The organism is Nitratireductor kimnyeongensis, from assembly GCF_019891395.1.
GTDB lineage: Bacteria > Pseudomonadota > Alphaproteobacteria > Rhizobiales > Rhizobiaceae > Nitratireductor > Nitratireductor kimnyeongensis.
Map to the genome: position 1 here is coordinate 1,970,742 of NZ_CP078143.1, position 26,047 is coordinate 1,996,788.

26 protein-coding genes are annotated in these 26,047 nt (G+C 59.5%); 16 read left to right on the forward strand and 10 right to left on the reverse strand.

Annotated features, from left to right (window positions below; translation table 11 throughout):
* Positions 1-66: 66 nt before the first annotated feature.
* From KW403_RS09370 to otnC, 7 genes are read left to right on the forward strand one after another with little or no spacing between them, the layout of a single operon-like run.
* Positions 67-843 (forward strand): hypothetical protein, encoded by a 777-nt coding sequence (locus KW403_RS09370; RefSeq protein ID WP_223019238.1) that lies wholly within the window; start codon positions 67-69, stop codon positions 841-843.
* A gap of 2 nt (positions 844-845) precedes the next feature.
* Positions 846-2,396, forward strand: coding sequence for a tripartite tricarboxylate transporter permease (locus KW403_RS09375; RefSeq protein ID WP_223019239.1), 1,551 nt, complete (start codon positions 846-848; stop codon positions 2,394-2,396).
* Positions 2,396-2,683: a putative quinol monooxygenase gene (locus KW403_RS09380; RefSeq protein ID WP_223019240.1), complete on the forward strand. Its 288-nt coding sequence runs from the start codon at positions 2,396-2,398 to the stop codon at positions 2,681-2,683. Before KW403_RS09375 ends, KW403_RS09380 begins: the two co-directional genes overlap by 1 nt.
* A complete protein-coding gene (locus KW403_RS09385) occupies positions 2,680-3,702 on the forward strand; it encodes an aldo/keto reductase (protein WP_223019241.1) in 1,023 nt (340 codons plus the stop codon). The genes KW403_RS09380 and KW403_RS09385 overlap by 4 nt, the downstream gene beginning before the upstream one ends.
* Entirely contained in the window at positions 3,695-4,519 is an 825-nt protein-coding gene (locus tag KW403_RS09390; protein WP_223019242.1) for an N-acyl homoserine lactonase family protein, read from the forward strand. The genes KW403_RS09385 and KW403_RS09390 overlap by 8 nt, the downstream gene beginning before the upstream one ends.
* Entirely contained in the window at positions 4,520-5,776 is a 1,257-nt protein-coding gene (gene otnK / locus KW403_RS09395; protein ID WP_223019243.1) for a 3-oxo-tetronate kinase, read from the forward strand.
* Complete coding sequence (otnC, locus tag KW403_RS09400) at positions 5,773-6,417, forward strand: 3-oxo-tetronate 4-phosphate decarboxylase (protein ID WP_223019244.1); 645 nt, start codon at positions 5,773-5,775, stop codon at positions 6,415-6,417. Before otnK ends, otnC begins: the two co-directional genes overlap by 4 nt.
* A 146-nt stretch (positions 6,418-6,563) precedes the next feature.
* On the opposite strand, the gene KW403_RS09405 is transcribed toward otnC, so the two are convergent.
* Positions 6,564-7,334, reverse strand: a complete 771-nt coding sequence (locus KW403_RS09405; protein WP_223019245.1) for an IclR family transcriptional regulator — start codon at positions 7,332-7,334, stop codon at positions 6,564-6,566.
* A 194-nt stretch (positions 7,335-7,528) separates the two neighbouring features.
* On the opposite strand from KW403_RS09405, the gene KW403_RS09410 reads away from it, so the two are divergent.
* From KW403_RS09410 to KW403_RS09445, 8 genes are all read left to right on the forward strand, one after another.
* Positions 7,529-9,100: an ABC transporter substrate-binding protein gene (locus KW403_RS09410; RefSeq protein WP_223022504.1), complete on the forward strand. Its 1,572-nt coding sequence runs from the start codon at positions 7,529-7,531 to the stop codon at positions 9,098-9,100.
* 99 nt (positions 9,101-9,199) lie between these two features.
* On the forward strand, positions 9,200-10,051 hold the full coding sequence (locus KW403_RS09415; protein WP_223019246.1) for an alpha/beta hydrolase: 852 nt from the start codon (positions 9,200-9,202) through the stop codon (positions 10,049-10,051).
* Positions 10,048-11,661 carry a gamma-glutamyltransferase gene (ggt, locus tag KW403_RS09420; protein ID WP_223019247.1) on the forward strand — a complete coding sequence of 538 codons (1,614 nt, stop codon included), beginning with the start codon at positions 10,048-10,050 and terminating at the stop codon, positions 11,659-11,661. The genes KW403_RS09415 and ggt overlap by 4 nt, the downstream gene beginning before the upstream one ends.
* A gap of 23 nt (positions 11,662-11,684) precedes the next feature.
* Entirely contained in the window at positions 11,685-12,659 is a 975-nt protein-coding gene (locus KW403_RS09425) for an ABC transporter permease (RefSeq protein WP_223019248.1), read from the forward strand.
* Positions 12,660-12,665: 6 nt separating this feature from the next.
* Positions 12,666-13,601: an ABC transporter permease gene (locus KW403_RS09430; RefSeq protein WP_223019249.1), complete on the forward strand. Its 936-nt coding sequence runs from the start codon at positions 12,666-12,668 to the stop codon at positions 13,599-13,601.
* On the forward strand, positions 13,598-14,572 hold the full coding sequence (locus KW403_RS09435; RefSeq protein WP_223019250.1) for an ABC transporter ATP-binding protein: 975 nt from the start codon (positions 13,598-13,600) through the stop codon (positions 14,570-14,572). The genes KW403_RS09430 and KW403_RS09435 overlap by 4 nt, the downstream gene beginning before the upstream one ends.
* The gene (locus KW403_RS09440) at positions 14,569-15,597 is read left to right on the forward strand and encodes an ABC transporter ATP-binding protein (RefSeq protein ID WP_223019251.1); all 1,029 of its coding nucleotides are present in this window, start codon (positions 14,569-14,571) and stop codon (positions 15,595-15,597) included. The genes KW403_RS09435 and KW403_RS09440 overlap by 4 nt, the downstream gene beginning before the upstream one ends.
* Positions 15,594-16,628 carry an AbrB family transcriptional regulator gene (locus KW403_RS09445; RefSeq protein WP_223019252.1) on the forward strand — a complete coding sequence of 345 codons (1,035 nt, stop codon included), beginning with the start codon at positions 15,594-15,596 and terminating at the stop codon, positions 16,626-16,628. Before KW403_RS09440 ends, KW403_RS09445 begins: the two co-directional genes overlap by 4 nt.
* Positions 16,629-16,706: 78 nt before the next feature.
* Here KW403_RS09445 and KW403_RS09450 read toward each other — a convergent pair whose 3' ends face one another.
* The 9 genes from KW403_RS09450 to KW403_RS09490 all read right to left on the reverse strand — a co-directional run bounded on the left by KW403_RS09450 (position 16,707) and on the right by KW403_RS09490 (position 24,896).
* Positions 16,707-17,051: a RidA family protein gene (locus KW403_RS09450; protein ID WP_223019253.1), complete on the reverse strand. Its 345-nt coding sequence runs from the start codon at positions 17,049-17,051 to the stop codon at positions 16,707-16,709.
* Positions 17,048-18,202, reverse strand: coding sequence for an NAD(P)/FAD-dependent oxidoreductase (locus KW403_RS09455; RefSeq protein WP_223019254.1), 1,155 nt, complete (start codon positions 18,200-18,202; stop codon positions 17,048-17,050). Before KW403_RS09455 ends, KW403_RS09450 begins: the two co-directional genes overlap by 4 nt.
* A gap of 15 nt (positions 18,203-18,217) precedes the next feature.
* Positions 18,218-19,603, reverse strand: a complete 1,386-nt coding sequence (locus KW403_RS09460; RefSeq protein WP_223019255.1) for an FAD/NAD(P)-dependent oxidoreductase — start codon at positions 19,601-19,603, stop codon at positions 18,218-18,220.
* Positions 19,600-19,899, reverse strand: a complete 300-nt coding sequence (locus KW403_RS09465) for a (2Fe-2S)-binding protein (RefSeq protein ID WP_223019256.1) — start codon at positions 19,897-19,899, stop codon at positions 19,600-19,602. The genes KW403_RS09460 and KW403_RS09465 overlap by 4 nt, the downstream gene beginning before the upstream one ends.
* Entirely contained in the window at positions 19,883-20,989 is a 1,107-nt protein-coding gene (locus KW403_RS09470; RefSeq protein ID WP_223019257.1) for an NAD(P)/FAD-dependent oxidoreductase, read from the reverse strand. Before KW403_RS09470 ends, KW403_RS09465 begins: the two co-directional genes overlap by 17 nt.
* Complete coding sequence (locus tag KW403_RS09475) at positions 20,986-21,786, reverse strand: ABC transporter permease (protein ID WP_223019258.1); 801 nt, start codon at positions 21,784-21,786, stop codon at positions 20,986-20,988. Before KW403_RS09475 ends, KW403_RS09470 begins: the two co-directional genes overlap by 4 nt.
* Positions 21,783-22,643: an ABC transporter permease gene (locus tag KW403_RS09480; RefSeq protein WP_223019259.1), complete on the reverse strand. Its 861-nt coding sequence runs from the start codon at positions 22,641-22,643 to the stop codon at positions 21,783-21,785. Before KW403_RS09480 ends, KW403_RS09475 begins: the two co-directional genes overlap by 4 nt.
* Positions 22,640-23,731 (reverse strand): ABC transporter ATP-binding protein, encoded by a 1,092-nt coding sequence (locus tag KW403_RS09485; protein WP_246637739.1) that lies wholly within the window; start codon positions 23,729-23,731, stop codon positions 22,640-22,642. Before KW403_RS09485 ends, KW403_RS09480 begins: the two co-directional genes overlap by 4 nt.
* 115 nt (positions 23,732-23,846) lie before the next feature.
* The gene (locus KW403_RS09490; protein WP_223019260.1) at positions 23,847-24,896 is read right to left on the reverse strand and encodes an ABC transporter substrate-binding protein; all 1,050 of its coding nucleotides are present in this window, start codon (positions 24,894-24,896) and stop codon (positions 23,847-23,849) included.
* A gap of 109 nt (positions 24,897-25,005) precedes the next feature.
* On the opposite strand from KW403_RS09490, the gene KW403_RS09495 reads away from it, so the two are divergent.
* A complete protein-coding gene (locus tag KW403_RS09495; protein ID WP_223019261.1) occupies positions 25,006-25,935 on the forward strand; it encodes a LysR substrate-binding domain-containing protein in 930 nt (309 codons plus the stop codon).
* The last annotated feature ends 112 nt before the right edge of the window (positions 25,936-26,047 follow it).

Here is a 26,047-nt window from a genome sequence, read left to right on the forward strand (position 1 = left end):
GGCTGCACCGGGTCTCTGGGGGGAGATTCCGGTGCAGCTTTCGCATGACAAGCAGAGGCGCCGGTGATGCAAGACAAGACAAGGCTGCGGCAGCAGGATTTTTGGACGGCTCTCGTGCTGATCGCAGTCAGCCTGTTTTTTCTCTACAAGACCAGCGAGATACCCTTCTTCCGGGCCAATGCGGCCGGGGTTGAATCGGGACAATGGTACAATTCCGCGGCACTCGTTCCCTACGGGATATTTGCCGCCATCCTTGTTCTCGGATTTTTCCTTCTGGTGACAGCGCTTCGGCAGGGTGGCGCGCCCGGCGTGGATCAGCTCTCGGTCGCCGTAAACTGGATGCGGACCCCTTCGGCCGCCCGCATGGGGGCCGTGGCGCTCATACTGCTTGCCTATATCTTCTCATTGGTGCCGCGCGTGGATTTCATCATCTGCAGCGCCCTGGTGCTTCTGGCGCTGACCTATGGATTTCATGTCCGCCGGCCACGCGCCACCCTGATCGCGCTTGTGGCCGTGCTCATTCCCGCTGCCTATGCGCTGGTGATGCATTTCCCGCAGTCGGCATGGAACGCACCCCATGACGATGACTGGCTGACGCTTGCCTGTTTCGCGGCGCTCTCCGTCTTCATGTTCGTGGAGACACGGTTGGCAGGGGAAAAGCCCGACGGGTTTTTGCGGAGCGCGCCGTTGGTGGCTCTGATCGTCCCGGCTTTCCTGATCGTGTCCATGGCGTTCGGCTTCCGCCAGAATGTTCCGAACCGAACGGGCCTCTTCTTCAAACAGATCGAATATCAGTATTACGTCAATGTGCGGCCCTGGCTTGCGGGCAAGAAGGGGAGTTGACCATGTTTGAATTCCTTCTGTCGCAGTTCACCAGTTTTGCGAGCGTGTTCGCCGAACTCGCGCTTGACCCGGTCACCTATCTTTATCTTGTGGGCTCGGTGGCGCTGGGCATCATCTTCGGCGCACTTCCAGGACTGACGGCCACATTGGCGGTGACGATCCTGACCGGATTTTTCGGCAACAAGTTCCCGGTCGAGCAGTCGCTCATCGCGTTGATCGGCGCTTATGTGGGCGCGATTTATGGCGGCTCCTATCCCTCGATCCTGCTCAACATTCCTGGCACGGCGGCCTCCGCAGCAACCGCCATGGACGGACATCCACTGGCGAAGCAGGGGCGGGGAGGAGAGGCGCTCGGCATGACCACGACGGCCTCGTTCATCGGCACCATGATCGGCACATTCTGCCTGCTGATCTTCGTCTGGGTGCTGATGGCGGTTTCCAAACAGATCGCCTCGCCCGAAAAAGCGTTGCTCGCCCTGTTCGGCATCCTCGTCTCGGGCACGTTGATGAGCACGGACCTCGTTGTCAAAGGCTGGATCGCAGGGCTGATCGGCCTCGCCATGGCGATGGTGGGGCTCGACCCGATCCTCTCCGAGCAGCGCTATACATTCGGGTGGTCCTATCTTTTGTCGGGTTTCATGGTGGTGCCGGTGCTCATGGGCGCTTTTGCCATCCCGCAGATCCTCAACGGATTGCGTGAAGGCGCGCTGGCGGCAAATCCCATCCAGATCGGCAGGATCCTCCCAAGCTTCGGCAAGATTCGCCGTTATCTGCCCACCATTTCCCGCTCCGGCGCGATAGGTGTGGGGATCGGTTCGCTGCCGGGCGTCGGTGAGGATGTCTCCGGCTGGGTGTCCTACGGCGTCGGCAAGAGCTTTTCCAAGGAACCGGAAAAGTTCGGAAAGGGGTCCCTGGAAGGGCTGATTTCCTCCGAAACGGCCAACAATGCCTGTATTGGCGGTGCGCTCATTCCGCTCCTTGTTCTGGGAATCCCCGGCTCGCCGCCCGCCGCAGCGCTTCTTGGCGCGCTGATGATCAACAATGTGACGCCCGGTCCGACCATCGATCCGATGCTCATCATCCGCATTGTCGCCATTCTGGTTCTGGCCTCCTTCACCATGTTCGTGCTCGGCCTGTTCATGGCGCGCATCTTCATCTCCGTCCTTCGGCTGCCGCAGACCATATTCCTGCCCATTGTCATGGTGCTCACCACCATTGGCTCCTTCTCTGTTGGCGGCGGCGTCAACGATCTGTTCCTCATGGTCGTCGTCGGACTCGTATCCTTTGCGTTGATCCGCATGGAATACCCGATCGCGCCGCTGGTCATCGGCGTCATTCTCGGTGGACTGTTTGACGAGACCTTCCGCAGGTCGCTTCTGGTGTCGGATGGCGATCTGACCACATTCCTGATGCGTCCGGGGGCAGCGATTCTGGTGGTCCTCAACCTGCTCCTGATCCTGTCACAAATTCCTGCCGTCAAACGGGGCGCTGGCCGGCTGTTCAGACGCAAGGCCGCGGCAAGTGGCCTTCCTACAGAGAGTGAGAAAGCCTGATGTATTGTGTTGCCGTGACCTTTCGTGTCCACAAGGACCACACAAGAGCCTTTCGGGCTCGCGTCATCCGGCAGGCGAAGGAGTCTGTGGATCTGGAGCCCGGCTGTTCGGTATTCGATGTCTGGACCGATCCGGAGCGCGGGGATGAGGTTTTCCTTTACGAGATATACGACGACCGCGCCGCCTTCGAAGCGCATCTCCAGAGCGCGCATTTCAAGGCCTTCGATGCAGAAGTGGCCGCCTGGGTGGCCGACAAGAAGGTTGTGACCTGGAGCGGCAAGGCATGACGCTGCCTGCGGTGAAACTGGGGCCCGATGGTCCCAATGTCTCGCGTCTTTGCCTCGGCACGATGATGTTCGGCGATCAGGCGGATGAGGCGGCAGCGGTGGCGATCCTTGACACCTATCTGCAGGCGGGCGGCAACTTCATCGACACGGCCGATTCCTATGCGGGGACGCGGTCGGAAACGCTTCTTGGCAAGCTTCTCGGCGAACGCGCGCCGGTGCTCCTTGCCACCAAATGCGGCAATGCCGTCGCCGGCGTCGAGGCAAGCGGAGGGCTTTCCGCACACTGGATCTTGCGGGCGGCGGAGATGTCGCTCGAGCGCCTCAGGCGGGAGAAGATCGATCTCTTCTACCTGCACCACGATGATAATGTCACACCGCTGGACGAGATGGTTTCGGCGATAGGCGAGCTCCTTTCCCGCGGCATGATTGGCGCCTGGGGGATTTCGAATTTCCGGCCATGGAAAATTGTGGAGCTGGTGCGCCAGGCTGATCTTCAGGACATTGCCCGTCCGGTTGCCGCGCAGCCCTATTATCATCTGCTCAACCGGACGGCGGAGGCGGACTATCTGCCGGCCTGCCGTCATTTCGGCATTGGCGTCATTCCCTATTCACCGCTGGCGCGCGGGGTGCTGACGGGGAAATACCGTTCAGGAACTCCTGAAGGGTCGCGGGCCGGGCGAGGAGACCGACGCATGATGGAAACGGAGTTTCATCCTGCAACGCTTGAGCTTGCCGCAAAGGCTGCCGCATATGCAGATGCCAAAGGCGTCGCACCGGCCCATCTTGCATTGCAATGGGTGCTGGCGAACGACGCCGTGACAAGCGTGCTGATCGGCCCGCGCACGGTCGACCAGCTGAATGCCTATCTGGAGGCGATGAACACGCCCTATGATGGCCAGGACGAAGACTTTCTGAGCGCGCTGTGCACGCCCGGCACCACACCGGTTCCCAATTACTGGGACCCGCGGGCCCCGCTTCAGGGCAGGCAAGTCCGCCTAGGGGAGCAGAGTGATGGATGATATCTACGAGGTCTTTGCCCTCAAATATGCCGAACGCAATGGCCGCACACGTGGGGACTCCTTCCTTTTCGACGATGATCACGCAAGCCAGCATGACATGGACTATTCCATCTGGGTGATCCGCAATGAGAGCCGCGTTATCGTCGTCGACACCGGCTATGACGAAGAGGAGGCAAAGCGCCGTGGCAGGCCGATCCTTGAGACACCGGCACGCTGCCTCGCCGATTTCGGCATAGATCCGGCCAAGGTCGACACGGTGGTCATCACGCATCTCCACTATGATCATGCCGGATCGCTCCGGGATTTTCCCAATGCCCGATTTCATTTGCAGGCCGCTGAGTTGGGGTTCGCCACTGGACCGTGCATGTGTCACGACGTGCTGAAGGCGCCTTTCTCGGTCGAGCACGTGGTGGATATGGTGCGCCATGTCTATTCCGGCCGTGTGGTTTTTCATGATGGCGATGGCGAAGTTGCACCGGGTGTTCAGGTTCATGCGGTGGGCGGCCATTCACGCGGGCTGCAATGTGTGCGGGTCAAGACCGCGCGCGGCTATCTTGTGCTCGCCTCGGACGCCTCGCATTATTACGAGAATTTCCTGCGCAAAAAGCTGTTTCCGATCGTTGAAAACCCGCAAGCGATGCTGGAGGGGTTTGATCTTCTTCCTAGGCTTGCCAGCGTTCCCTCCCTCATCATTCCGGGCCATGACCCGCTCGTGCGAACGCTGTTTCCTGTGGTGGCAGTCAGCGGCAAGCTGACGGTCAACCGGCTCGATGTGGAGCCGGCAGCCGATTTCCTTCAAAAGACGGGGCAGGCATAGATGAAGCTGGGTTGTATCGGGGATGACTTCACCGGATCGTCGGACCTCGGAAACACGCTGGCCAAGGCCGGCATGCGGACCGTGCAGTATTGCGGACTTCCTGGGAGAGCCGCCGCGCCTGACGTGGAGGCCGGTGTTGTTTCGCTGAAAACGCGGACCATGCCAGCCGATGAGGCAGTGCGGCAATCGCTGGAAGCGCTCGACTGGCTGCGAGATCAGGGCTGTCAGCAATTCTTCTTCAAATATTGCTCCACCTTCGATTCAACATCAAAAGGCAATATCGGTCCGGTGGCGGAAGCCCTGAGCGATGCGCTCGGTGCAGGTCCGGTGATCTTCTGTCCGGCCTTTCCCGCGACGGGTCGCTCCGTCTATCAGGGCTATCTTTTCGTCAATGACCGGCTGCTGAATGAATCCGGCATGGAAAACCATCCGCTGACACCGATGCGGGATGCCGACTTGCGCCGTGTGCTGGCCTCGCAAACCCAAAAGCCGGTTGGCCATGTCGGTATCGGCGATGTGCTGGCGGGGCACGATGCCATTCGCAACGCTCTCTCGCGGGAATTCGAGGCTGGCCGTCCCTTCATCGTGGTCGACGCGATCACCGACGAGCATCTGGTGGACATCGGCAGGGCGGCGGCCGATCTTTCGCTGGTGACTGGCGGCTCAGGCATTGCCCTCGGTTTGCCGGAGAATTTCGGCTGCCGTCCCGCGCTTCAGGGCCGGCTTGAAGGATTTGAGCCGGTGGCTTCAAGGGCGGTAGCGCTGGCAGGTTCCGTTTCTCGCGCTACGCGCGGTCAGGTGGATGCGCACCGGCAGGCGGGCCAGCCACTTTTTGAAATCGTCGCCGCAGACGTGATCGAGAACCGGATCAACGCGAAGCTGCTTACTGATTGGCTGCTCCAACAGGACGGCGTACCGCTTGCCTATTCTTCCACCAATCCGGAAACTGTGGCGGAGAACCAGCGCCGGTTTGGCCGAGACGAGGTGGCGCATGCCATCGAACAGCTGTTTGCCGAGACGGCACGTCTTGTTTCGGAACGCGGCGTCGAGATCATCATTTCCGCCGGTGGCGAGACATCCGGAGCAATCGTTTCCGCGCTCAGGGTGGAGGCGTTTGAAATCGGTCCGGAGATCGATCCTGGCGTTCCGGCGCTTCAGGTTGTTGGGGCGCCGCTTCGGTTGGCGCTGAAATCCGGCAATTTCGGGGGAGCGGATTTCTTCAGCAAGGCAGCACGAATCCTGGGAGCGACACTATGAGTGAAGAAGCGCGTCTGCGCGAGGAAATGGCATTTCTCGCAAAGTCACTCTATGACCGGGGCCTGACCCATGGCTCGACGGGAAACATTTCCGCGCGGCTTTCCGATGGCAGTCTGCTCGTCACGCCGACGGGGTCTTCGCTTGGCATGCTCGACCCGGCGCGTATTTCCCGTCTGGACGCAGATTTCAATCATGTTGACGGCGATCGGCCGACCAAGGAAGTGCCTCTGCATTCAGCCTTCTATGAAACGCGTCAAGCCCAGACCGGGGCAGTGGTGCATCTGCATTCCACCCATTCCGTGGCGCTCTCGGTGCTTCCGGAAACCGACCCCGACAATGTGCTGCCGCCGATCACACCCTATTCGCTCATGCAGCTCGGTAAGGTGAAGCTTCTGCCCTATTTCATGCCCGGCGATGCGGCCATGGGAGAGGCGGTGAAGGGGCTTGCCGGAAAACACTCCGCCGTGCTTCTCGCCAATCACGGGCCGGTAGTGGCGGCGAAGAATCTGAAAGCGGCCGTCTTTGCCATGGAAGAGCTGGAAGCAACCGCGCGGCTGGTGCTTCTTACCCGTGGCATGAATGCAAAGCTTTTGAGCGAGGGTGACGTGGCGGAGCTGACAACGCGCTACCCGCCCGGGTGATCGCATCAGCACGTGTTTGGGCGCGCGGTCATGGCTGGATGCGTCCGGGCATGCAACATGCCTTCAAGGTCGATTGCCCACCCGGGAAGACACTCGCCTGGAAATCGACTCTGTGCCATACGCTCCGGCGAAAGCCAGGCAGTGTACTATCCCGCTGCAACCTCCTCACCACTCCAACCCAAAGCCCGGGAGAGCCGAGCCGCGGATGATGTCGCCAGACGAATGATGTGCTCCAGTTCGGATTCCTGAATCCGGAACGCAGGAGCCACCACATGCACGGTCGCTATGACCGAATTGTCCAGGGTAAAGACGGGGGCGGCGCAGGAAACCTGATGGTCGCTCACCTCACCGCGGCTGACACAATATCCCTGACGACGAATCCTCGTGAGCTCGGCAAGAATGGCCTTGCGGGAGCGTGGCGTGTTTGGGGTGAGCGCAGCGGGTTTCAAGGGGACGCATTTGTCGATGAATGCCTGCGGCTGGAAGGCCAGAAGACATTTGGGCGAACCCGCATATAGCGGACGACGGCGCCCCACATTCGCATGCACCCTCAGGTCTCGTGAAGGCTCGGCCTTCGCGACACATAAGGCTTCCATGCCATCGATCGTCCGCAGTTGCACAGTCTCGTTCACCCGTTGGCACAGCTCTTCGAGAATGGGCGTTGCCAGACGGATCATGTCCGTTTGCGAACTGGCGGTGATTCCCAGAACCAGCATGGCATCACCCAGGCCATAAGCGCCATCTTTCGTCCGCTTAACGATTTGACGCTGTTCCATTGTATGCAACAATCTATAGGCACGGGACTTGTTGAGTCCTGTTTTTCTGGCGAGATCCGTCACACCGATGTTCGGCTTTCGGGCCACCTCCATGAGAAGATCCAACGCCTTATCGACTGATTCTACTATATAATTTTGCATGGCGCTCTGAATCGACGTTGATCTCTATCAGGGTATTTTATGTGTTTTATCTGGCGAAACAAGTTCAGAATAAGTTTGACAGCATCGTTTTAGCGACTGTTTACTCAGGCCTGTTGAAAAACACGAAGTTAAAGAAATCACGGTCGGTCACAGGCCGCCGCGAAACAACCAGGGGGAAGAGATTGACCAAATTCATGACCCGGCGGAGTTTTCATGCTTCGGTGATTGCGCTGATCGCCGCTGGCGCCATTCCCGCATCCGCACAGGAGGCAACGCTATCAATCGGCATGGCTGCGCCCATCACTTCGCTTGATCCGCATGAGGATTCCAATTCACCGAACAATGCCACCAGCCGTCACATATGGGACAGCCTCATCAATCGCGGTGGCTCGGCGGAAAACAAGCCCCAGCTAGCAACGGAGTGGGAGATCGTCGACGACACGCATTGGCGCTTCAAGCTTCGTGAGGACGTCACCTTTCATGACGGCTCATCCTTTGACGCTGAGGACGTGGTGGTTTCGCTCATAAGAGCCCGGGACAAGGAGAGCCAGGCATTTGCTTCCTACACCCGCAACATCGCCAATGTGACTGCCGAGGACGATCACACCGTTGTGGTTGAAACGACTGTCCCGGATCCGATGATCCTGAACTCGCTCAGCCGCATTCGCATCATAAGTTCGGATTTTGCGGATGCACCGGTTTCCGATTTCGAGAACGGTCCAGCGGCAGTCGGTACGGGTCCTTTCAAACTGGCTTCCTACACTCCGGGTGACAGGATCGAGCTTGAGCGGAATGACGAGTATTTTGGCGGCCCTGCTGACTGGTCCCGTGTGACCCTTCGTCTCGTACCGGATGATGGCGGTCGCCTTGCCTCCCTTCTGGCCGGTGATCTGGACCTGATCGAGAACCTTCCCGCCGAGGGTGTGGCTCGAGTCGAGTCCAATGATGATCTGAAGATCATTCGCGGCCAGTCCACCCGCCTCGTCTATCTCGGTATGGACGTTTCGCGCGATCAGACACCCTTTGCCACCGCAAAGGACGGGTCCCCGTTGGAGAGCAACCCCTTCAAGGATGAAAGGGTTCGCAAGGCTCTTTTGATGTCTATGAACCGCGAAGCAATCGTGGATCGTGTCATGCAGAAGAACGGCACGGTCGCGCATCAATACGTCGCGGAAGGCTTTTTCGGACATTCCGACGAGGTCGAGAAAGTCGGTTATGATCCCGAGGCTGCGAAGGCACTGTTGGCAGAAGCAGGATATCCAGACGGCTTTGCCCTCACGATTCACGGTCCGTCGGGCCGATATGTGAATGACAGTGAAGTGTTGCAGGCTGCCGGCCAGATGTTCTCCCGCATCGGCATCGACACCAAGGTCGAAGTCATGCCGTGGTCGGTCTATTCGGGCAAGTACGCCAATGGCGAGTATTCGCTCTTCCTCGGATCCTGGGGCGTAAATACCGGTGAGGTGTCCAATCCGGCTTTGGCCCTGGTGGCAGCAAGGAACGCCGAAAAGGGCACCGGACGCTACAATGGCGGCGGCATCGATATTCCCGCGGTCAACGAATTGCTGGACAAGGCGACTTCGACGCTCGACGAAGAGGCAAGAGAGCCACTCCTCCAAGACGTTTCGGCGCATACATTCAACGATGTGTGGCTGTTGCCGATGCACTACGAAAATGTGGTGATGGGGGCGAGAAACGGCATCGAGTTCAAGCCGCGTGGGGACAAGTATACCCTCGCTTATGAAGTGCACAAATCGGGCGAGTGACGCAGACTTTGCGGGAGGCGCCTTGGGCGTCTCCCGCATTCTTCTCCCAATATATGGCGTCCCTTCGGGCCAGCCTGATTTAACCATCCAGGAGTACACATGCAGGAGCTTGCATCCAGCGGTGCGGCTTTGCGCGCGCGCGCAATCTACGACTATGGCGAAACCGCAATCATGGCGTCAACCGTCGATCCCCGGTTCCACATGATGCTCTACGTGCCCCCGGCAGCCGCCGAGGGAAAGAAGGTCGACCTGCTTGTCGCCGTCCACGGAACAGGCCGCACCTCGGCTTTCGAGTTTCGTGACGGGTTCGCCGAATTTGGTCTTTATAATGATTGTGCGATCCTGTGCCCGATCTTTCCGGTCAATGTGCGCGGTGATGGAGCTCGCTCGGGCTACAAGTACATGCAGGAAGGCGACATCCGTTATGACAGGCTTCTTCTCTCCATGGTGGAAGAGATGGCCGGGAAATACGGGCAGGACTGGTCGAAATTCGCGATCTTCGGCTATTCCGGCGGCGGTCATTTTGCGCATCGCTTCGCCATCCTCCATCCGGAAAAATTATGGGCCGCAAGCATCGGCGCACCTGGCTCGGTGACGCTCCTCGATCCGGAGCGCGACTGGTGGGTGGGCGTGCGGGACGTGGCCGAACGTTTTGGAAAGCCCTTTGATGCATCGGCTCTGGCCCGGGTTGCCGTTCACATGGTTGTGGGTGATGCGGATCTCGAGACCTGGGAAATCGCCCACGCCCCCGGTTCGTCCTATTTCATGGAAGGCGCAAATGACGCCGGCGCCACCCGGCCGGAACGGTTGCGCAGTCTCAAGGCTTCGTTCGAGGCGGCCGGAGTGAACGTGACTTTCGACGAGATTCCAGGCGTTTCGCATGACCGGATGAAATGCATCGGACATACCAAGGCCTTCCTGACCCGTACTCTGAAGGAAATGCGTACATGAACCGTAACGCCACGATCGTCGCTCCGCAGCCAGAAGCGGTGGAGGCCGGAGCCGAAGTCCTGGAACGCGGCGGCAATGCCATCGATGCGGCACTTGCCTGCGCGTTTGTTCAGGGGGTCGTCGACCCGCAGATGTGTGGCATCGGCGGCTTCGGATCGATGCAGGTTTATATGCCGGAACGGGGCATCCACGAGATGCTGGAGTTCTATGCGCTCGCACCCTCTGCCGCGAAGCCGGATATGTGGCTCGACAAGCTCCTGGGGCAAAGCCGCGATGGGTTTGGTTTCATCCTTGAAAACAATATCTCCGAGATCGGCTATCTCGCCTGCTGCACACCCGCCTCGCTCAAGGGATATGAGCGCGCGCTGAAGGATTATGGCACATGGGACTGGGGCGACCTCATCGCGCCGGCCATCAAATATGCCGAAGAAGGCTTCAAGATCCGGCCGCATATGCACTGGTACTGGACGAAGGACCAGTCAAGCGATGGGCAGATCAATACGCTGGACAAGCTGCGATACTCGCAAACGGGGCAGCGCGTCTATTTCCGCAGTGATGGCAAGCTTCGGGAAGTGGGCGAGATTCTCAGCAATCCAGATCTCGGGCGTACACTGCGACGGATAGCTGAGAGCGGTTCTTCAGACATCTTTTATCACGGTGAGATTGCCGAGCAGATTGCGGCGGATTTCGCCGCCAATGGTGGATTGATCGCGCTGGAAGATCTGGCGCAATACGAAATCACCAAGGCATCGCCCGTGTGGGGCAGTTACCGAGGGCACCGGATTGCCTCCAGCCCCCCGCCGGGTTCCGGCTTTCCGATGATCGAATTGCTGCATATTCTTGAGCACTTCGACCTCGCAGCCATGAAGCACGGCTCCACGGAGTATGTGCGCACGCTGTTCGAAGCGATGAAGCGGATGACCATCGACAAGGACAAACATATGGGCGACCCCGCCTATGTGGATGTTCCGGTGGATGAACTTCTGTCGAAGGAGCACGCCGCAGAACTCGCTGCGCAGATCAAGCGGGGAGAGCGCGCCAGCGTTGAACGACTGGACATGTCGCAGCGGGATACCACACACATTTCCGTTGTGGACAAGCAGGGCAATGCCGTGGCGTTGACCCATTCGCTGGGCAGCCCGTCCGGTGCGATCACCGAAGGGCTGGGTTTCATGTACAACGGGTTGATGAGCCGCTTCGATCCGCGACCGGGCAAGGCCGCTTCGATCGCGCCCCGCAAGCGCAGGGCGAGTTCAGCGGCACCGACGATCGTGTTCGAAGGTGAGAATCCGTCGATCGTGATAGGCGCTCCCGGGGGCAGCTACATTGCCCCCACGGTGGCCCAGGGTATCATCAACATGATCGATTTCGACATGAACATTCATGCCGCCGTTTCGGCGCCGCGTCTGGTCGGCGTTTCCAACAGCATCGACATCTGCAACCGGATTCGACGCTCCGTGGCAGAAGAGCTGCGTGGGCAAGGCTATGAAGTGTTGCGCTCACCGCAAGCTTATGCGTTCGCGGCACTGCATGGTATCCGGATAACGGACGGGGTCTCTTCGGGTGCTGCAGATCCGCAGCGCGACGGTATGGCGATCAGCGTCGACTGACCCCCGGAAGGCGATAACAAACCATGGTAACCACCCTCATACGGCGCATGATTCAGGCGGGCTTCGTCATTCTGGCGATGACGGTGATCGTTTTTCTTGGTGTGAATGTGATCGGCAACCCGGTCGATATTCTCATCAACCCCGACCTGAATCAGGCAGAGCGGCTGCGCGTGATCGAAAGCCTTGGGCTGGACCGGCCCCTCTGGCAGCAATATCTGAGCTTCCTTCATGGCCTCACGGAAGGAAATTTCGGCAACAGCTTTGTTTATTCCAAGCCGGCTCTCGATGTGATCCTTGAGCGCTTGCCAGCGACGCTGGAACTGGCGCTGTGCGCAATGTTGATCGCGATTGTTGTTGGCTTGCCCCTGGGGCTCTATGCCGGCCTTTATCCGAACCGCGTGTCTTCACGGGTCATCATGACAGGATCCATTCTCGGTTTCTCTCTGCCCACCTTCTGGGTAGGGCTCATGCTGATCCTGCTGTTTGCCGTCCAGCTCGGCTGGCTGCCGTCCAACGGACGCGGCGAGACCGCGATGTTGTTCGGCGTCCGCTGGTCTTTCCTTACAAAGGATGGGCTGTCGCATCTGCTTCTCCCCGCATCGAACCTCGCTCTCTTCAAGACGTCGCTCATTCTCCGACTTACCCGGGCGGGCGTGCAGGAGGTGATCATGCAGGATTATGTCAAGTTCGCCCGTGCCAAGGGTTTGCGGGAAAGCCGCATCATCTTCGTACACATACTGAAAAACCTCATGATACCTGTCGTGACGATCATAGGGCTGGAGTTCGGCTCGCTGATCGCCTTCTCGGTGGTGACCGAGAGCATATTTGGCTGGCCGGGCATGGGGAAGCTCATCATCGACAGCATCAACCTGCTCGATCGTCCGGTGATCGTCGCCTACCTGATGATGATGGTGGTGCTCTTCGTCTCGCTGAATTTCATCATCGACATCTGTTATACCCTGCTGGACCCCCGGGTTCGGCTGGATGGCAAAGGTTGACGCGCCATGGAGTCGAAAATCGTAGCCCAAGCTGAAAGTTCCGATAACGTACCGACAGGTCAGACCCCGGCCCGAACGCGGATCTGGCGTGCACTGCGGCACTTCTTCTCGTCACCGGCAGCACTTGTCGGGTTCATCGGCCTGGTTGTCGTGTTGTTCATCGCCATCTTCGCGCCGTGGATCGCTCCCCAGAACCCTTATGACCTCATGCAACTCGACATTATGGACAGCCGTCTGCCTCCCGGTTCGGAGAGCTTTTCAGGCGTGCCCTACGTGCTGGGAACTGACGGCCAGGGCCGCGATATCCTGTCGGGCATCATGTACGGGATGCGGACCTCGTTGATTGTCGGCATTGCTTCGGCATTCGCGGCCGCGCTCATCGGTACCACACTAGGGCTGATGGCTGCCTATCTTGGCGGGCGCACCGAGAATTTCATGATGCGCCTGGTGGACCTGCAACTGTCCTTCCCCACCATTCTCATGGCGCTGATGGTGCTTGCGATCCTGGGCAATGGCGTGACGAATGTCGTGTTGGCAATTATCGTCGCGGAATGGGCGACCTATGCCCGCACGGCACGCGGCACGGCCCTGGTTGAACGGGAGAAGGAATACATCGAAGCGGCGCGCTGCTTGCGCATTCCCGGTCATCGCGTGCTCTTGCGCCACCTTTTGCCCAACTGTCTTGCGCCGATCATCGTGATCGCCACCATGCAGGTGGCCCGCGCCATCGGGCTTGAAGCGACCCTCTCCTTTCTGGGGCTGGGCGCGTCAGTCACCCAACCCTCTTTGGGAATGCTGATCTCCAACGGCTACCAGTATCTTCTCTCTGGTCTCTACTGGATCAGTTTTTACCCTGGCATCGCCCTGCTCATCACGATCGTATCCATCAATCTGGTGGGTGATCGGCTTCGCGATGTGCTCAACCCGAGGAACGCCCGATGACAGCGCTGCTTGACGTTCGCAACCTTGTTACCGAGTTCCCCGGCGATGCGGCGCCCGGGCTGCGTGCGGTGGATGACGTCTCGTTTCGTCTGGGACGTGGTGAGGTACTGGGCCTCGTGGGGGAGAGTGGTTCCGGAAAAAGTGTTACGGGCTTTTCCATCATGGGGTTGGTGGACTGGCCTGGGCGTGTGGCAGGCGGGCAGATCCTGTTTGATGGTGAGGATATCGCCAGGGCCGATGAGGAAACCCGCCGTTCCCTGCGCGGCCGGCGTATCGCCATGGTGTTCCAGGATCCGATGATGACGCTCAACCCGGTTCTGCGGATCGGCACGCAGATGACCGAGGCATTGCATGCCCATGAACGCATGAGCAGCGCGGCTGCGCGTGAGCGGGCGCGTGACGCGCTGGGGCTTGTGGGGATACCCAGTCCGGAGGAGCGTCTCGACGCCTATCCCCATCAGTTCTCCGGCGGCATGCGTCAGCGTGTGGCGATTGCGATTGCGCTGTTGCACCGACCCGATCTCATCATCGCGGATGAGCCGACCACCGCACTCGACGTCACGATTCAGGCGCAGATCATTTCCGAGTTCCAGAAACTGACGGAAGATCAGGGGACCGCGGTGATCTGGATCACCCATGATCTCGCCATCGTTTCCGGCCTCGCCGATCGCATTGCGGTCATGTATGGCGGGCGCATCGTGGAGACGGGCAATATCGAGGAGGTGCTGGTCGCGCCCAAACATCCTTACACGCACGGTTTGATTCGGTCTGTGCCCTCACAAAACAGTCGTGGCCACAGACTGGCGCAGATTCCGGGGGTGACACCAAGTCTCGCGCGGATGCCCGAGGGATGTGCATTCCGTACCCGTTGTGAGCGCGCCACAGAAACCTGCATCGCGCGGCCGGGACGCTTTGGTGACGAGCTTGCCTATCACCGCTGCTTTCATCCCCATGAGGAGGCTCTGGTATGACAATGACAGAGACAGCCGACAGCACCTCTTCGCCACTGCTTGAACTTCGCAAGGTGTCATGCCGTTTTGGCGCGCGTCCTGATATCGCTGCCCGGATTGCGATTGCGGTCGGCGCGGCCAAGCCCTTCCCGATCATCCATGCGTTGGATAAAGTGGATCTGACCATCCGCAAGGGGGAAGTGCTCGGCCTCGTCGGGGAGTCAGGCTGCGGAAAGTCGACGCTCGGCAGAATTGCCGCAGGCATATTGCCCCCGTCTGCGGGGCAGGTTTTCTGGAAGGGTGAGGACCGGGCCACATTGCGCGGAAGCCGGCAGCGTGATGCCGATCTCGAAGCGCAGATGATCTTCCAGAATCCCATGGCAGCCCTCAATCCACGCATGACGGTCGAGAAACTCGTGGCTGAAGCCCCGGGCATTCATGGCCTCATCAAAGGCAGCACGAGCAGCTATGTGGATGATTATCTGGCCAAGGCCGGTTTCGATCCGGCCATGAAAAAACGCCTGCCGCACCAGTTTTCCGGCGGGCAGAGGGCGCGGGTCAACATCGCGCGCGCGCTCGCCGTGCAGCCGGAGTTTCTCGTCTGCGACGAGAGTGTCGCAGCGCTGGATGTGTCCATCCAGGCGCAGATTCTCAATCTGTTCATGGATCTGCGAGAGCAGCTGGATCTGACCTATTTGTTCGTCAGCCATGATCTGGGAGTTGTGGAGCATATTTCCGACCGGGTTGCGATCATGTATCTCGGGCGGCTGATTGAGGAAGCACCCGTAGCCGAGATATTCTCCCGGCCAAACCATCCCTATACCCAGCAATTGCTGGCTGAGGTTCCGCGCATCAGACCCGGAAAACGGCGCTTCGCTGCGATGAAGGGTGAGCTGCCCAGCCCTCTCAATCCTCCGAAGGGATGCCATTTTCATCCGCGCTGCCCTCACGCACATGAGCGCTGCAGGATTGAAGTTCCGCAAAAACGCGAGATTGCACCGGGGCATATTTCGGCATGCCATTTGAACGACAAGCAGGCGGTATGAGTGGAATAGGACGCATCCCCGGTTTTATCCTTGCCTTGACCCTGGGGGCGGCGGGCGGAGCGCTTTTTACCTGGATCGGCATGCCGCTTTCCTGGATGCTTGGATCGATGACCGCCTGCGGCATTGCATCGATCATGAGTCTGCCGGTTCGCGGCTCCAACCTGGCTCGTCCGCCGATGTCAGCGGTGATAGGCACGATGCTCGGTTCCCAGTTTGGGCCACACACTCTGGAAAGCGCAGCGATGTGGTGGCCGGCACTGCTCGCATTGGCCGCCTATCTCGCGGTGGCGGCCGTTCTCTGTAATCTCTATCTGCGCCGCGTTATTCATCTGGATCGAAGAACGGCCTTCTTCTCCGCAATGCCGGGCGGGCTCGTTGATATGGTGCTGCTGGGCGCGGAGAAGGGTGGTGACGAGCGTACCATCGCTTTGATGCACTCTTCACGCATCTTTCTGGTTGTGTTGAGCCTTCCGCCACTGATGACGTTGATCACGGGTGCTGATCCGGGAGCACGTGTGGCGACCTGGCGGCCAATGTCCGATATGGGCCCGGCGGATGTGGCCTGGTTCATTGCCACGCTCGGGGCCGGGATCGGACTCGGCAAATTGCTGCGATTGCCGGCGCCATATCTGATAGGTCCAATGCTGGTGAGCGCGGGGCTGCATTGGACGGGGGCCTCGGGCTTCGTGGTGCCAAGCACGGTGATGGCCATGGCGCAGGTCGTTCTTGGAACGGTCGTCGGTTGCCGCTTCGCCGGCACTGCGCCAAGACGCATTCTCCACATTCTCATGACCTCAGCCGGTGCGACAGCCATCCTGCTGTTGGTCGCCGTCGTCTTCGCTTTCGCTCTACAACGTGTCATCGACGTTCCGGTCGAAGGTATCCTTCTTGCTTTCGCCCCGGGCGGACTTGCTGAAATGAGCCTCGTTGCACTCGCGTTGAATTTGGAAGTGGCCTTCGTCGTGGTCAGTCATATCAGCCGGATCGGTATGGTGATTTTGGCAGCAGGCCTTCTCTCGTCCAGGGGGTGAGCATGGCTCGGTTGACCACACTTCCGGCCATGATTACGGCCGGAAGGTCTCTCCAGGCAGATTGACGGCAAATCTGAATCAGCGTGCCGCCGAAACCACCACTTCAATCAGTGTGTCCTTGCCCAGTTCGGCCACCCCGATAGTCGCTCTCGTGGGCAGGTGTTCCGCCGGCATCCATTCCAGCCAGGCCGCGTTCATACCCTCTTTCTGCGAGAAGTCGGAGATGTAGATCATAGCGGTAAGAAGGTTCTCCTTCGATGAGCCAACCTCAGCCAGCAGGGCATCGATCTTGGCGCAGATCTGTTCGGTTTGCCCTTTCATATCCAGCGACTTGTCATCGGCGACAAGACCTCCGAAATACAAGACGCCGTTGTGCTCGACGACCCGATGGTTGATGCGGGTCTGAATATGTCTCTTGATCATGAGAGTTCCTTCTGTGCTCTGGTTGGATCTTGCGGAAAGCGCTCGATTGAAAATGGCTTGATCGGGGCCTGGGTGCTGCCGGTCGCGATCAATTCCGCCATGATGTCGCCGACACCTGGCCCGAGCTGAAAGCCATGCGCGGAGAAGCCAAAAGCGTGGAAAGCTCCCGGCGCGTGTGCCGCGGGGCCGATAACCGGTATGCCATCCGGCATCAGCCCTTCGATTCCCGCCCATGAGCGAATGATCTGTGCGCCACGCATCACGGGAAAAATGTCCATCGCTGTCTGCGCGGAATGACGCAATTCGGACATCTGCATATGGGTGCGGTTGTTTGCCGGCTCCGGCACTCCCGGTCGGCCACCGCCGATAACGACTGTGCCGTTTGGCATCTGCTTGAAGGAGAGAGGACGGCCCGCCGCTCCGACAACCGCTGTACAGAATGGGCGCAATCGTTCCGTGACGATCATCATTGGCGCATAGGCGCGTATGGGGGCATGATCGCCGATCTGCCGTGCGATTTCGCCTCCCCATGCCCCGGCACAGTTCAGAATGAAACGCCCGATAAACTCCTGCCCAGCGGCGTGGACCGTCCAATCCTTGCCAGACCGGGATACGCGTTCGACCGGTGTGTGTTCCAGAACGCGCACGCCCATCTGCTGGGCCTTGCGCTGAAAGGCGAAGGTCGTTTGGTATGGCTGGGCAAATCCGTCATCGAGTGAGGCAACGGCACCGACACAGTGTTCTGCGACCGCCGGCAGATATGTGCGCATTGTCTGCCGGTCCAGTATCTGCTCATGGGTGTAGCCCAAGCCGTTGAGTTCCGCGACGCGCCCCCGCAAGGTTTCGAGCTCTCCCGCGGTTTCTGCGACCTTGATCTGCGGCGACGGCTGAAAACCACAATCATCGTCTAGAAGGTCCGCGATGCGGCGCCAGATGGACATGGAATGCAGCGAAAGCGGAATTTCCGCGACGTGCCTGCCGAGCTTTCGCACGCCCCCGGCATTCACACCCGAAGCGTGCCTTGCCACCGTGTCCTTTTCGAAAACGACGACCTCAAGACCCCGCATCGCTGCGTGCAGCGCTGCAGAGCAGCCGTGAATTCCGCCGCCGATGATGAGAAGGTCGGCGGTCCTGTTCCCAAGAGATGCCATCGCCAAGATGCTGCCTCAGAGTGGCTCGTCGCGTGTCGGTTCGCGTTCGAGCTGAGCCAGTTCGGAAAGGAGAAGTGGTTTCAGCGGTGGGCGCAGGCGATAATAACCGATGGACTGCGGATCCTCCTTGCGCCGCTCCGCTATGATGGAGCTCACCGCCAGCCCGCACATCCGACCCTGACAAGGTCCCATGCCGCTTCTCAGGAAGGACTTGATCTGGTTGGGGCCGGGCGCTCCGAGGTCGACAGCTTCCCGGATGGCCCCGGCGGTCACTTCCTCGCAACGGCACACGAGAACGTCGTCGTGAGGCACCATGACTTCGTCAGACGGCGCATAGAGCGTCTCCAGAAACGGCCTGATGGCTTCGTCGCGGCTGAGCCTTTTCTGCAGCGCCCGGATTTGGGTGCCTTTGTCGTCCCCCAGCTTCTGCGCAACACGAAGGGCGACAATCCTGCCTCGGATTTCTGCGGAGTACGCGCCGGCTATTCCGGCTCCGTCGCCTGCGACGAAGACGTTCTCCACGCTGCTTTCGAAAAACGCGTCGAGTTTTGGAATGAAACAGCGTTGGCTCTCACTCCATACATGGTCGCAGCCAAGCAGTCGCGTTGCCTGCTGATTGGGCACGACACCCTGGTGCAGCGCGACGCTGGTTGCCTCAATACGGTGTGACTTGCCGTGGACGGAAAAACGCACCGCCTCGGCGCGTTGGGTCCCTTCTATGCGAATGTCGCGGGCCCCCGTGTAACGCGGAACGCCAGCGCGCCGAATTTGCCGCATCATCGCCATCCCCTTACGCAGATAGGAGAGCGCCGAGAGGGCACGGGGAAGATACCGGGCGGCCTTGAGGTAGCGGCTCCTGTCGATGGTTTCGATGATGGCTTTCGGCGGGCTACCCGCCTCGATCATCTGTTGCGCAAGCAGGTAGAGCAACGGACCGCTTCCGACGAGCACGACATCGTCGCCCACACCGCCGTGGGCCTTGAGGAGGATCTGCAAGGCACCTGCTGTCGTAACGCCCGGGAGGGTCCATCCGGGCATTGGCGTGGGCCTTTCCACCGCGCCCGTTGCAATGAGGAGATGCCGCGTTGAAACCTGGGAAGAGCCGCCATTGAGCGAATAATCGATGCTGAGATCGGGGTTTATGTTCCAGACAGTGGCTTCAGGAATGTACGTGGCATTGGAGGCGCGAAACGCCTGAGCGATCGACAAGCCTTTCCCATAATCGGAGCCCAGCAGTTTTCGCCGTTCCTCCGGCACGGTTTCAATCGCGCGGTAGATTTGGCCGCCGGGAGCGGGCTGTTCGTCAAGCAGGATGACAGAAAGGCCGGCGTTTGCGGCTTCCGTTGCGGCAGCCATCCCCGCCGGGCCGGCACCGATAATGGCAAGATCACACGCGTTCATTCGACTTCAACTCCAATCGCACCTTTCTGGCGGCGCACTGACATGCCTTCACGCACAGCCACCATGCAGGCCTGGCGGTTCGGAACTCCGTCGATCTCGACGAGGCATTCAAAGCAGACGCCCATCATGCAGAAGGGGCCACGCCGGCTCTGGGAAACCGGCGTGTCGCGGAAGTGGGTTTCCCCTGCAAGCATCAGCGCAGAGGCGACGGTGTCCCCGGCAGTGGCATTGATGGAACGGCCTTCGAAGGTGAAGGAGACCTTTCCGTTTTTGGTGGCGTTAATGCGCTTGAACATTCAGTCTCTCTGTAGAAAAGGCAGACATGGGTTCTCCCAGCCGGCCGCGAGCGATCATGGGGGCGAGCGTGCATGCGTGCGCACCGGCAAGCGTGACGCCGGAATGGCAGTTGACCGAGAACACCCCCGGATGGCTCTCGGATTGCTGGTATATGGGGAAGCCATCCGGGCTCATGACGCGTAGCGCCGCCCATGAGCGCACCAGCCGCAAGTCCTTCAGAAACGGGAAGGAGCGGATTGCCCGGGTCGCGATATCCGCCATGATGCCGGTGCGCGAGGTGAGATCAAAACCCGCATCCTCGTGGCTGTCGCCGAGAAGGAACGAGCCCTCGTCAGTCTGCCGGATGAACACAGTCGGCATGGAGAATTTCATCTCTGTGCGCTCGGTGACCAGTATCTGCCCTTTCTGAGGAAGAACCGGAACCTCCAGGCCGACGAGAGGGCCAAGTTTGCGGTTTCCAAGGCCTGCAGCCAAGACAACCTTGGCTCCTTTGAAGGAGCCCGCCGCGGTGGTCACGCGGTAACCGGAGCCATCTTTTTCAATGTTCTCAACGCGTGCCTCGTTTCGATAGGCCCCGCCGAAACGCGTGATGCTTTCGTGCAGTGCTCTCAAAAGGTAGAGCGGACTTGCATGCCCATCATGGGGCGACCAGCTTGCGCCTACGACCTCCGGGCCGATGCCGGGCAGCATCTTTTTCAGTTCGTCGCGCTTGATCATCACGGCCCCGTAATCGGAGCCGTGGACATTGTGCATGCGCTTGATCAGAGCGGATTGCCGCTCCCAGGCTTCCTCTGAGAGGCAGAGATGCACGCCACCGGCCTTGTGATAGGCGGTGTCGACGCCGGTCTGTTCGTGAAGCTCCTCGGAAAAATCAGGCCACACGTCCGCCGAATGCCGGCTCCACCGCGCGTATTCGGGCATGCCTTCGCCTTTGGACTGGACCCAGACAAGACCGAAATTCCCGCGCGAGGCCCGGAATGCCACATCGCCTTCGTCCAGAACCAGAACCTTTTCACCGAGCTTGCCAAGCCCGTGGGCCACGGCTGCGCCGACCAGGCCACCACCGACAACGATTGTGTCGTAGTTCATCGCGCTTCTCCTCCGATCAGCAGCCTGTCCAATCCATAGAGCTTGTTGACTGCGAGCATCAGCAACACCGTCAATAGGATCACCATTGTTGAGATCGAGGCGATCAGAGGATCAGTTGTCTGGGTGATGTGCGAGAAGAGTCGCACCGGGAGTGTGGTGGTCGACGGGTTCACGATGAACACCGTTACGGTGAGTTCGTCAAAGCTGGTTATGAAAGCCAGCACCCAGCCTCCCACCACACCGGGCAGAATGAGTGGCAGCGTCACACGGCGAAACACTGTCCAGTGCGACGCACCGAGCGAGGTTGCGGCCATTTCAATGGATCGATCGACCCCCGTGACGGAGGCTAGCACCAGTCGCAGCACGAAGGGCGTAACGATCACCGCATGGCACAAAACGAGCCCCAAGAAAGTGCCGTTGATATCGAACAGGCTCAGAAAGCGCAGGAACGCGACACCAAGCACCACGGTCGGTACGGTGAGCGGTGAAAGGAATAGCGCCTGCAATGCATCGCGCCCGCGGAAGCGCTCCCGCCCGATGGCGAGCGCCGCTGGCACGGCAAGAAGCGTCGACAGTGTGGCCGAGGCCAGTCCAAGCTCCAGGCTGATCCAGGCCGCATCGATGAAATCGGGATTGTCGAGGATCGCTTTGAACCAGCGAAACGAAATCGCACTCGGGGGGAACTCCAGATAGCCCGTGGGCGTGAAGGAGACCCCGATCACCACGAGGAGCGGGCCCATCATGAACAGTGCGAAGAGGGCATTGAAACAGAGGGCCCAAAAGCCGTTGCGGTTCATTCGAAGACTCCCGAATAGCGGCGTTCCACGAGTTTGTTCCAGGCGATCATGATGGTCAGGACCGACACCAGAAGCAGGATCGCAATGGCGGCGCCCAACGGCCAGTTGAGCGTGTTCAAAAACTCGTCATAGACGGTCGTTGAAACCATTTTCACGCGCCGCCCACCCAGCACTGCCGGGGTGGCGAAGGCGCTGGCCGAAAGCGAAAACACGATGAGCGAACCGGACAGAACGCCAGGCATGGCCTGCGGCAGAACGATGCGCATGAAAATCGTGAATGGCCCCGCCCCAAGCGATTCCGCCGCCCGCTCGGTGGCCGGATCCTGACGCTGCAGCGCGGCCCAGACGGCGAGGATCATGAACGGGATCATGACATGAACCAGCGCGACGACAATCCCGGTGGACGTGTACATCATGCGGATGGGTGAAGTGATAAGGCCGATGTCACGCAGGAATTCGTTGATAACCCCCTTGTTGCCCAGCAGGATCGCCCAGCCCAGCGTGCGCACCACAACAGATATGAGAAGGGGACCAAGCACGATGAGCAGCATGAATGAGCGCCAAGCGGGCTTCATGCGAAACAGAATGTATGCCTCCGGCAGCCCGAGCACGGCACAGATGGCCGTGGTGATGAAGGCAATCAGAAAGGTGCGACCGAAGATCTCGTAGAAATAGGTGTCGCTCAGCACCTCGATGTAGTTCTCCAGTCCAAACGTGTTCTCTATGCCTCCGTAGAAAGAGAAGCTGTTGAAGCTGAGCAGGAACGTCATGGCCAATGGAGTGACAAGCAATGCCGCGAAGAGCGTCAGTGCCGGCGCGCTGAGGAACCACGGAGTCGCTTTGCCTGAAACCGTCATGAGGCCTCTCCGCGCGGTAGTAGCCGCATGGCTTCCGGCTTCCAGGAGAGATGCAGGCGCTCACCAATTCCGGCCTCGCGCCGCCCCAGATTGCGCTGCATGACGAGCAGTTTTCCTATGGGCGTATCGACCCGGAAAAGCCAGTGATCACCCAGGAACACCCGCTCGATCACATCACCGGAGAGGGTGGCACGCTCCTTATCCGTCAATTCGATACGTTCTGGGCGAAGTGAAAGCTCGACAGGCCCTTCTGCCAGGTCTGTTTCGGGACCCGGTAGGCGAACATCGTCAATGATGATCTGTATCGTCTTGCCGGTTCTCTGCAGAACGGCCGGAAGGCTGTTCGTCTTGCCGAGAAAAGTCGAGATAAAGGACGTCGCCGGCTTCTCATAGACGTCGAACGGACTGTCCTCCTGAATAAGGCGTCCGCTCTGCATGACGGCGACCCGGTCGCTTAATGCCATGGCTTCCGACTGGTCGTGTGTGACGAGGAGAGTGGTGACGCCGGCTTCCTGTTGAATACGGCGGAGTTCGAGCTGCATTTCCTCGCGCAGCTTCGCGTCGAGATTTGATAACGGCTCATCGAGCAGAAGGAGTTCCGGCTCGATGACAAGCGCGCGGGCGAGCGCCACACGTTGCCGCTGCCCGCCGCTCATATTGCGTGGGAAACGATCCCCCAGATGTGACAGGTGAACAAGATCGAGTGCGTCGGAAACGCGCCGGCGCCGCTCGTCGGTAGGCACATTGCGCATTTCCAGGCCGAAACCGACATTCTGTTCGACCGTCATATGCGGAAAAAGGGCATAGGTCTGAAACACGATGCCAAGCCCGCGCTTCCGCGCCGGGACGGCGCCGAGATCACGGCCGTTCAGCATGATCTTGCCCGAGGTGGGTTGGGTAAAGCCCGCGATCATCTGCAGCGTGGTCGTCTTGCCGCATCCCGAGGGTCCCAAGAGCGAAACGAACTCTCCGCGCTCGATGCTGAGATTGAAGTCCTCGACGGCGACGACTGCGTTGTAGCGCTTGTTTAATGCTTGGAGCTCAAGAAAAGCCATTGTCAGCCCGTAATTGAAAGCTGGTTGATCCATCTTCGCTACGCCCGCAGGGCAGCGTCGGCCAGGGGGGCGAAACTGCCCGGTGTCCGCCAGGAAGCAGCACTGGAAGCTTCGCCCGGTATAGGCATGGTGATTTCCAGGTTTGCGATCAGCGTTCGATTTCGCGTGCCCAACGCTTGGTCCACTCTTCGCGGGCTGGGTTGATCGTGTCCCAGTCGACGGCAATCAGCTTGCCGATCTGCTCAGGCCCGTAAGGAAGCGAAGCAGCCAACTCGTCTGGTAGCTCAGCATTCTTGTTCACAGGACCAGAGCCCATGGCATCGGCGAGGCGCACCTGGATTTCCGGTTCCAGCAGGAAGTCAACGAAGGCGTTGGCAAGATCGGTCACGTCGCTTTCGACCACCGGGCATGCAGCCAGCATAAGAGCGACAGCGCCCTCCTTGGGATAAGCGAACTTTGCCGGAAAGCCTGTGTCGGCAAGGGACTTTGTCCGGCCCGAACCCCAGATCGACAGGGCGATTTCCTCCGATTGGAAGAGCTCGGACATCTTGCCGGATGAAGGCTCGAACACCAGGATGTTGGGCGCGACCTTTTCCGCCATGGTGCTGAAGCCGGGATCGATCTCTTTCTCTCCGCCACCATTCAGGCGCGCCATCATCACAAGCGTGTGCAGGCCATATGTGTTCGAGATCGGCGGGACGGACAGGATCTGGCTGTATTTCTCGTCCGCCAGGTCCATCCAGCTTGACGGCGGCTCCCAACCTTCGCGTTCAAACCAGTCCGTGTTGTAGGTGAAGCCGGTGGCCACAAAGCCGATCCCGATCGAATTGGGCCCAAGCTTCGCGATGTCATAAATGTCATCTCCGGGTGTCGAAGATGCCATGGGCGCGCAGAAGCCGAGAGCGTCGGCCTGATACATCGGACCGTCGTCAAGAATGACAACATCCAGCTCCTGATTGCCCTTCTGCGCTTGGAGTCGTGCAAGGTTCTCCGTGGAGTTTCCTGGCACGAACTGGATCTTGACCTCATGTCGGCTTTCGAATTCAGGGATGATGAGTTCCTTCATCAGTGTTTCGAAAGACCCTCCATACCCCCCGACGGTCAGCGTCTTCTCCTGCGCCAGTGCAGCCCCGGGGGCCAAGACCGAGCAACTCGCAGCCAGCATCCCATGCGCCAGCGATCGCCAAATCCTATTCATTGTCTTCCCCTTTGTTTTTGTGCGGTGGCGCGCCTATTCAAAGGAGACATTATCTGAATTTCAAATCATATTATTTGCCCTTGATATTCCAAAAGGTTATGTTGTTGCTATGCGCAAAACCAATGTCCGACAGATTGAAACCTTCAATGCATTCATGACGAGCGGTTCGGTAACAAAAGCTGCCGAGGCGCTGCATGTCAGCCAGCCGGCCGTCAGCAAGCTACTGAAATTATTTGAGGATTCCTGCGAGATTCAGCTGTTCAATCGCGACACCGGCCGTCTTGTCCCGACACCGGAGGCTCGTGTGCTCTACACGGAAACGGCCAAGCTCGAGGCGGGCGTTCTGCGGGTACACAAGGCTGCTCGGGAGATTCGCGAATTCGACCGGGGCCAGCTTACGATTGTCGGATTCCCGGCCATAGGCCTTCAGCTCATACCGCGTGTCGTGGCCGACATGCTGGGCCGTGACACGGGATTGAAGGTTACCCTTCTGACGCGCACCTCGCCCAGCATTGCGGATGTGATGCTCACGCGATCCGCCGATTTCGGCCTTTCGCTAGTTCCCGCAACCCACAGCATGCTTCACTGCGAACCCTTCGCGCAGTTGCCCATGATCTGTGCGCTTCCGGCAGATCATTCTCTGGCCAGTAAACAGGTAATTTCACTGCGGGATCTGTGCGACGACCCGTTCATCGCACTTGGGCGAAGCGACATGTCCTACCCGGCAATCTATGAAGCCTTTCACGCAATCGGGATCAGTCCACGTGAGGTTGCCGAGGTTCAAATGCTGGAAGCCGCCTGCGCCATGGTGAGTGCCGGTTTTGGCGTCTCGATCATCTCCAGTCTGGCCCTCGTTGCGCCCCAGGACCCCAGAGTCGTCTTCCGCCCGCTCGCCGAGCGCATTGAAACGTCCATCTGGCTGATCACGTCGCACGTGCATGAGTTGCCGCTCGTGGGACGCGAGGTGATCAACCGCATACGGGATGCGGTTTCGAGGATCGACATATCCCAAACGCTCATTCCTGCATGCAGGAACTGATTGACGAAAGAGTTGGTATGCCGGCGCGGCGGCTGTGCGAAGTAGAGGGCCCGGAGGGTCGCTGTGACACAGGGTGAAAGCCGCAAGATTGCGACCGCTGAAGTAGCGAGGC

What these genes read in the sequence shown, in the direction of transcription:
- KW403_RS09370 (WP_223019238.1), top strand. Translation starts at nt 67, where the DNA reads ATGCAAGACAAGACAAGGCTGCGGCAGCAGGATTTTTGGACGGCTCTC.
- KW403_RS09375 (WP_223019239.1), top strand. Translation starts at nt 846, where the DNA reads ATGTTTGAATTCCTTCTGTCGCAGTTCACCAGTTTTGCGAGCGTGTTC.
- KW403_RS09380 (WP_223019240.1), top strand. Translation starts at nt 2,396, where the DNA reads ATGTATTGTGTTGCCGTGACCTTTCGTGTCCACAAGGACCACACAAGA.
- KW403_RS09385 (WP_223019241.1), top strand. Translation starts at nt 2,680, where the DNA reads ATGACGCTGCCTGCGGTGAAACTGGGGCCCGATGGTCCCAATGTCTCG.
- KW403_RS09390 (WP_223019242.1), top strand. Translation starts at nt 3,695, where the DNA reads ATGGATGATATCTACGAGGTCTTTGCCCTCAAATATGCCGAACGCAAT.
- otnK (WP_223019243.1), top strand. Translation starts at nt 4,520, where the DNA reads ATGAAGCTGGGTTGTATCGGGGATGACTTCACCGGATCGTCGGACCTC.
- otnC (WP_223019244.1), top strand. Translation starts at nt 5,773, where the DNA reads ATGAGTGAAGAAGCGCGTCTGCGCGAGGAAATGGCATTTCTCGCAAAG.
- KW403_RS09405 (WP_223019245.1), bottom strand. Translation starts at nt 7,334, where the DNA reads ATGCAAAATTATATAGTAGAATCAGTCGATAAGGCGTTGGATCTTCTC.
- KW403_RS09410 (WP_223022504.1), top strand. Translation starts at nt 7,529, where the DNA reads ATGACCCGGCGGAGTTTTCATGCTTCGGTGATTGCGCTGATCGCCGCT.
- KW403_RS09415 (WP_223019246.1), top strand. Translation starts at nt 9,200, where the DNA reads ATGCAGGAGCTTGCATCCAGCGGTGCGGCTTTGCGCGCGCGCGCAATC.
- ggt (WP_223019247.1), top strand. Translation starts at nt 10,048, where the DNA reads ATGAACCGTAACGCCACGATCGTCGCTCCGCAGCCAGAAGCGGTGGAG.
- KW403_RS09425 (WP_223019248.1), top strand. Translation starts at nt 11,685, where the DNA reads ATGGTAACCACCCTCATACGGCGCATGATTCAGGCGGGCTTCGTCATT.
- KW403_RS09430 (WP_223019249.1), top strand. Translation starts at nt 12,666, where the DNA reads ATGGAGTCGAAAATCGTAGCCCAAGCTGAAAGTTCCGATAACGTACCG.
- KW403_RS09435 (WP_223019250.1), top strand. Translation starts at nt 13,598, where the DNA reads ATGACAGCGCTGCTTGACGTTCGCAACCTTGTTACCGAGTTCCCCGGC.
- KW403_RS09440 (WP_223019251.1), top strand. Translation starts at nt 14,569, where the DNA reads ATGACAATGACAGAGACAGCCGACAGCACCTCTTCGCCACTGCTTGAA.
- KW403_RS09445 (WP_223019252.1), top strand. Translation starts at nt 15,594, where the DNA reads ATGAGTGGAATAGGACGCATCCCCGGTTTTATCCTTGCCTTGACCCTG.
- KW403_RS09450 (WP_223019253.1), bottom strand. Translation starts at nt 17,051, where the DNA reads ATGATCAAGAGACATATTCAGACCCGCATCAACCATCGGGTCGTCGAG.
- KW403_RS09455 (WP_223019254.1), bottom strand. Translation starts at nt 18,202, where the DNA reads ATGGCATCTCTTGGGAACAGGACCGCCGACCTTCTCATCATCGGCGGC.
- KW403_RS09460 (WP_223019255.1), bottom strand. Translation starts at nt 19,603, where the DNA reads ATGAACGCGTGTGATCTTGCCATTATCGGTGCCGGCCCGGCGGGGATG.
- KW403_RS09465 (WP_223019256.1), bottom strand. Translation starts at nt 19,899, where the DNA reads ATGTTCAAGCGCATTAACGCCACCAAAAACGGAAAGGTCTCCTTCACC.
- KW403_RS09470 (WP_223019257.1), bottom strand. Translation starts at nt 20,989, where the DNA reads ATGAACTACGACACAATCGTTGTCGGTGGTGGCCTGGTCGGCGCAGCC.
- KW403_RS09475 (WP_223019258.1), bottom strand. Translation starts at nt 21,786, where the DNA reads ATGAACCGCAACGGCTTTTGGGCCCTCTGTTTCAATGCCCTCTTCGCA.
- KW403_RS09480 (WP_223019259.1), bottom strand. Translation starts at nt 22,643, where the DNA reads ATGACGGTTTCAGGCAAAGCGACTCCGTGGTTCCTCAGCGCGCCGGCA.
- KW403_RS09485 (WP_246637739.1), bottom strand. Translation starts at nt 23,731, where the DNA reads ATGGATCAACCAGCTTTCAATTACGGGCTGACAATGGCTTTTCTTGAG.
- KW403_RS09490 (WP_223019260.1), bottom strand. Translation starts at nt 24,896, where the DNA reads ATGAATAGGATTTGGCGATCGCTGGCGCATGGGATGCTGGCTGCGAGT.
- KW403_RS09495 (WP_223019261.1), top strand. Translation starts at nt 25,006, where the DNA reads ATGCGCAAAACCAATGTCCGACAGATTGAAACCTTCAATGCATTCATG.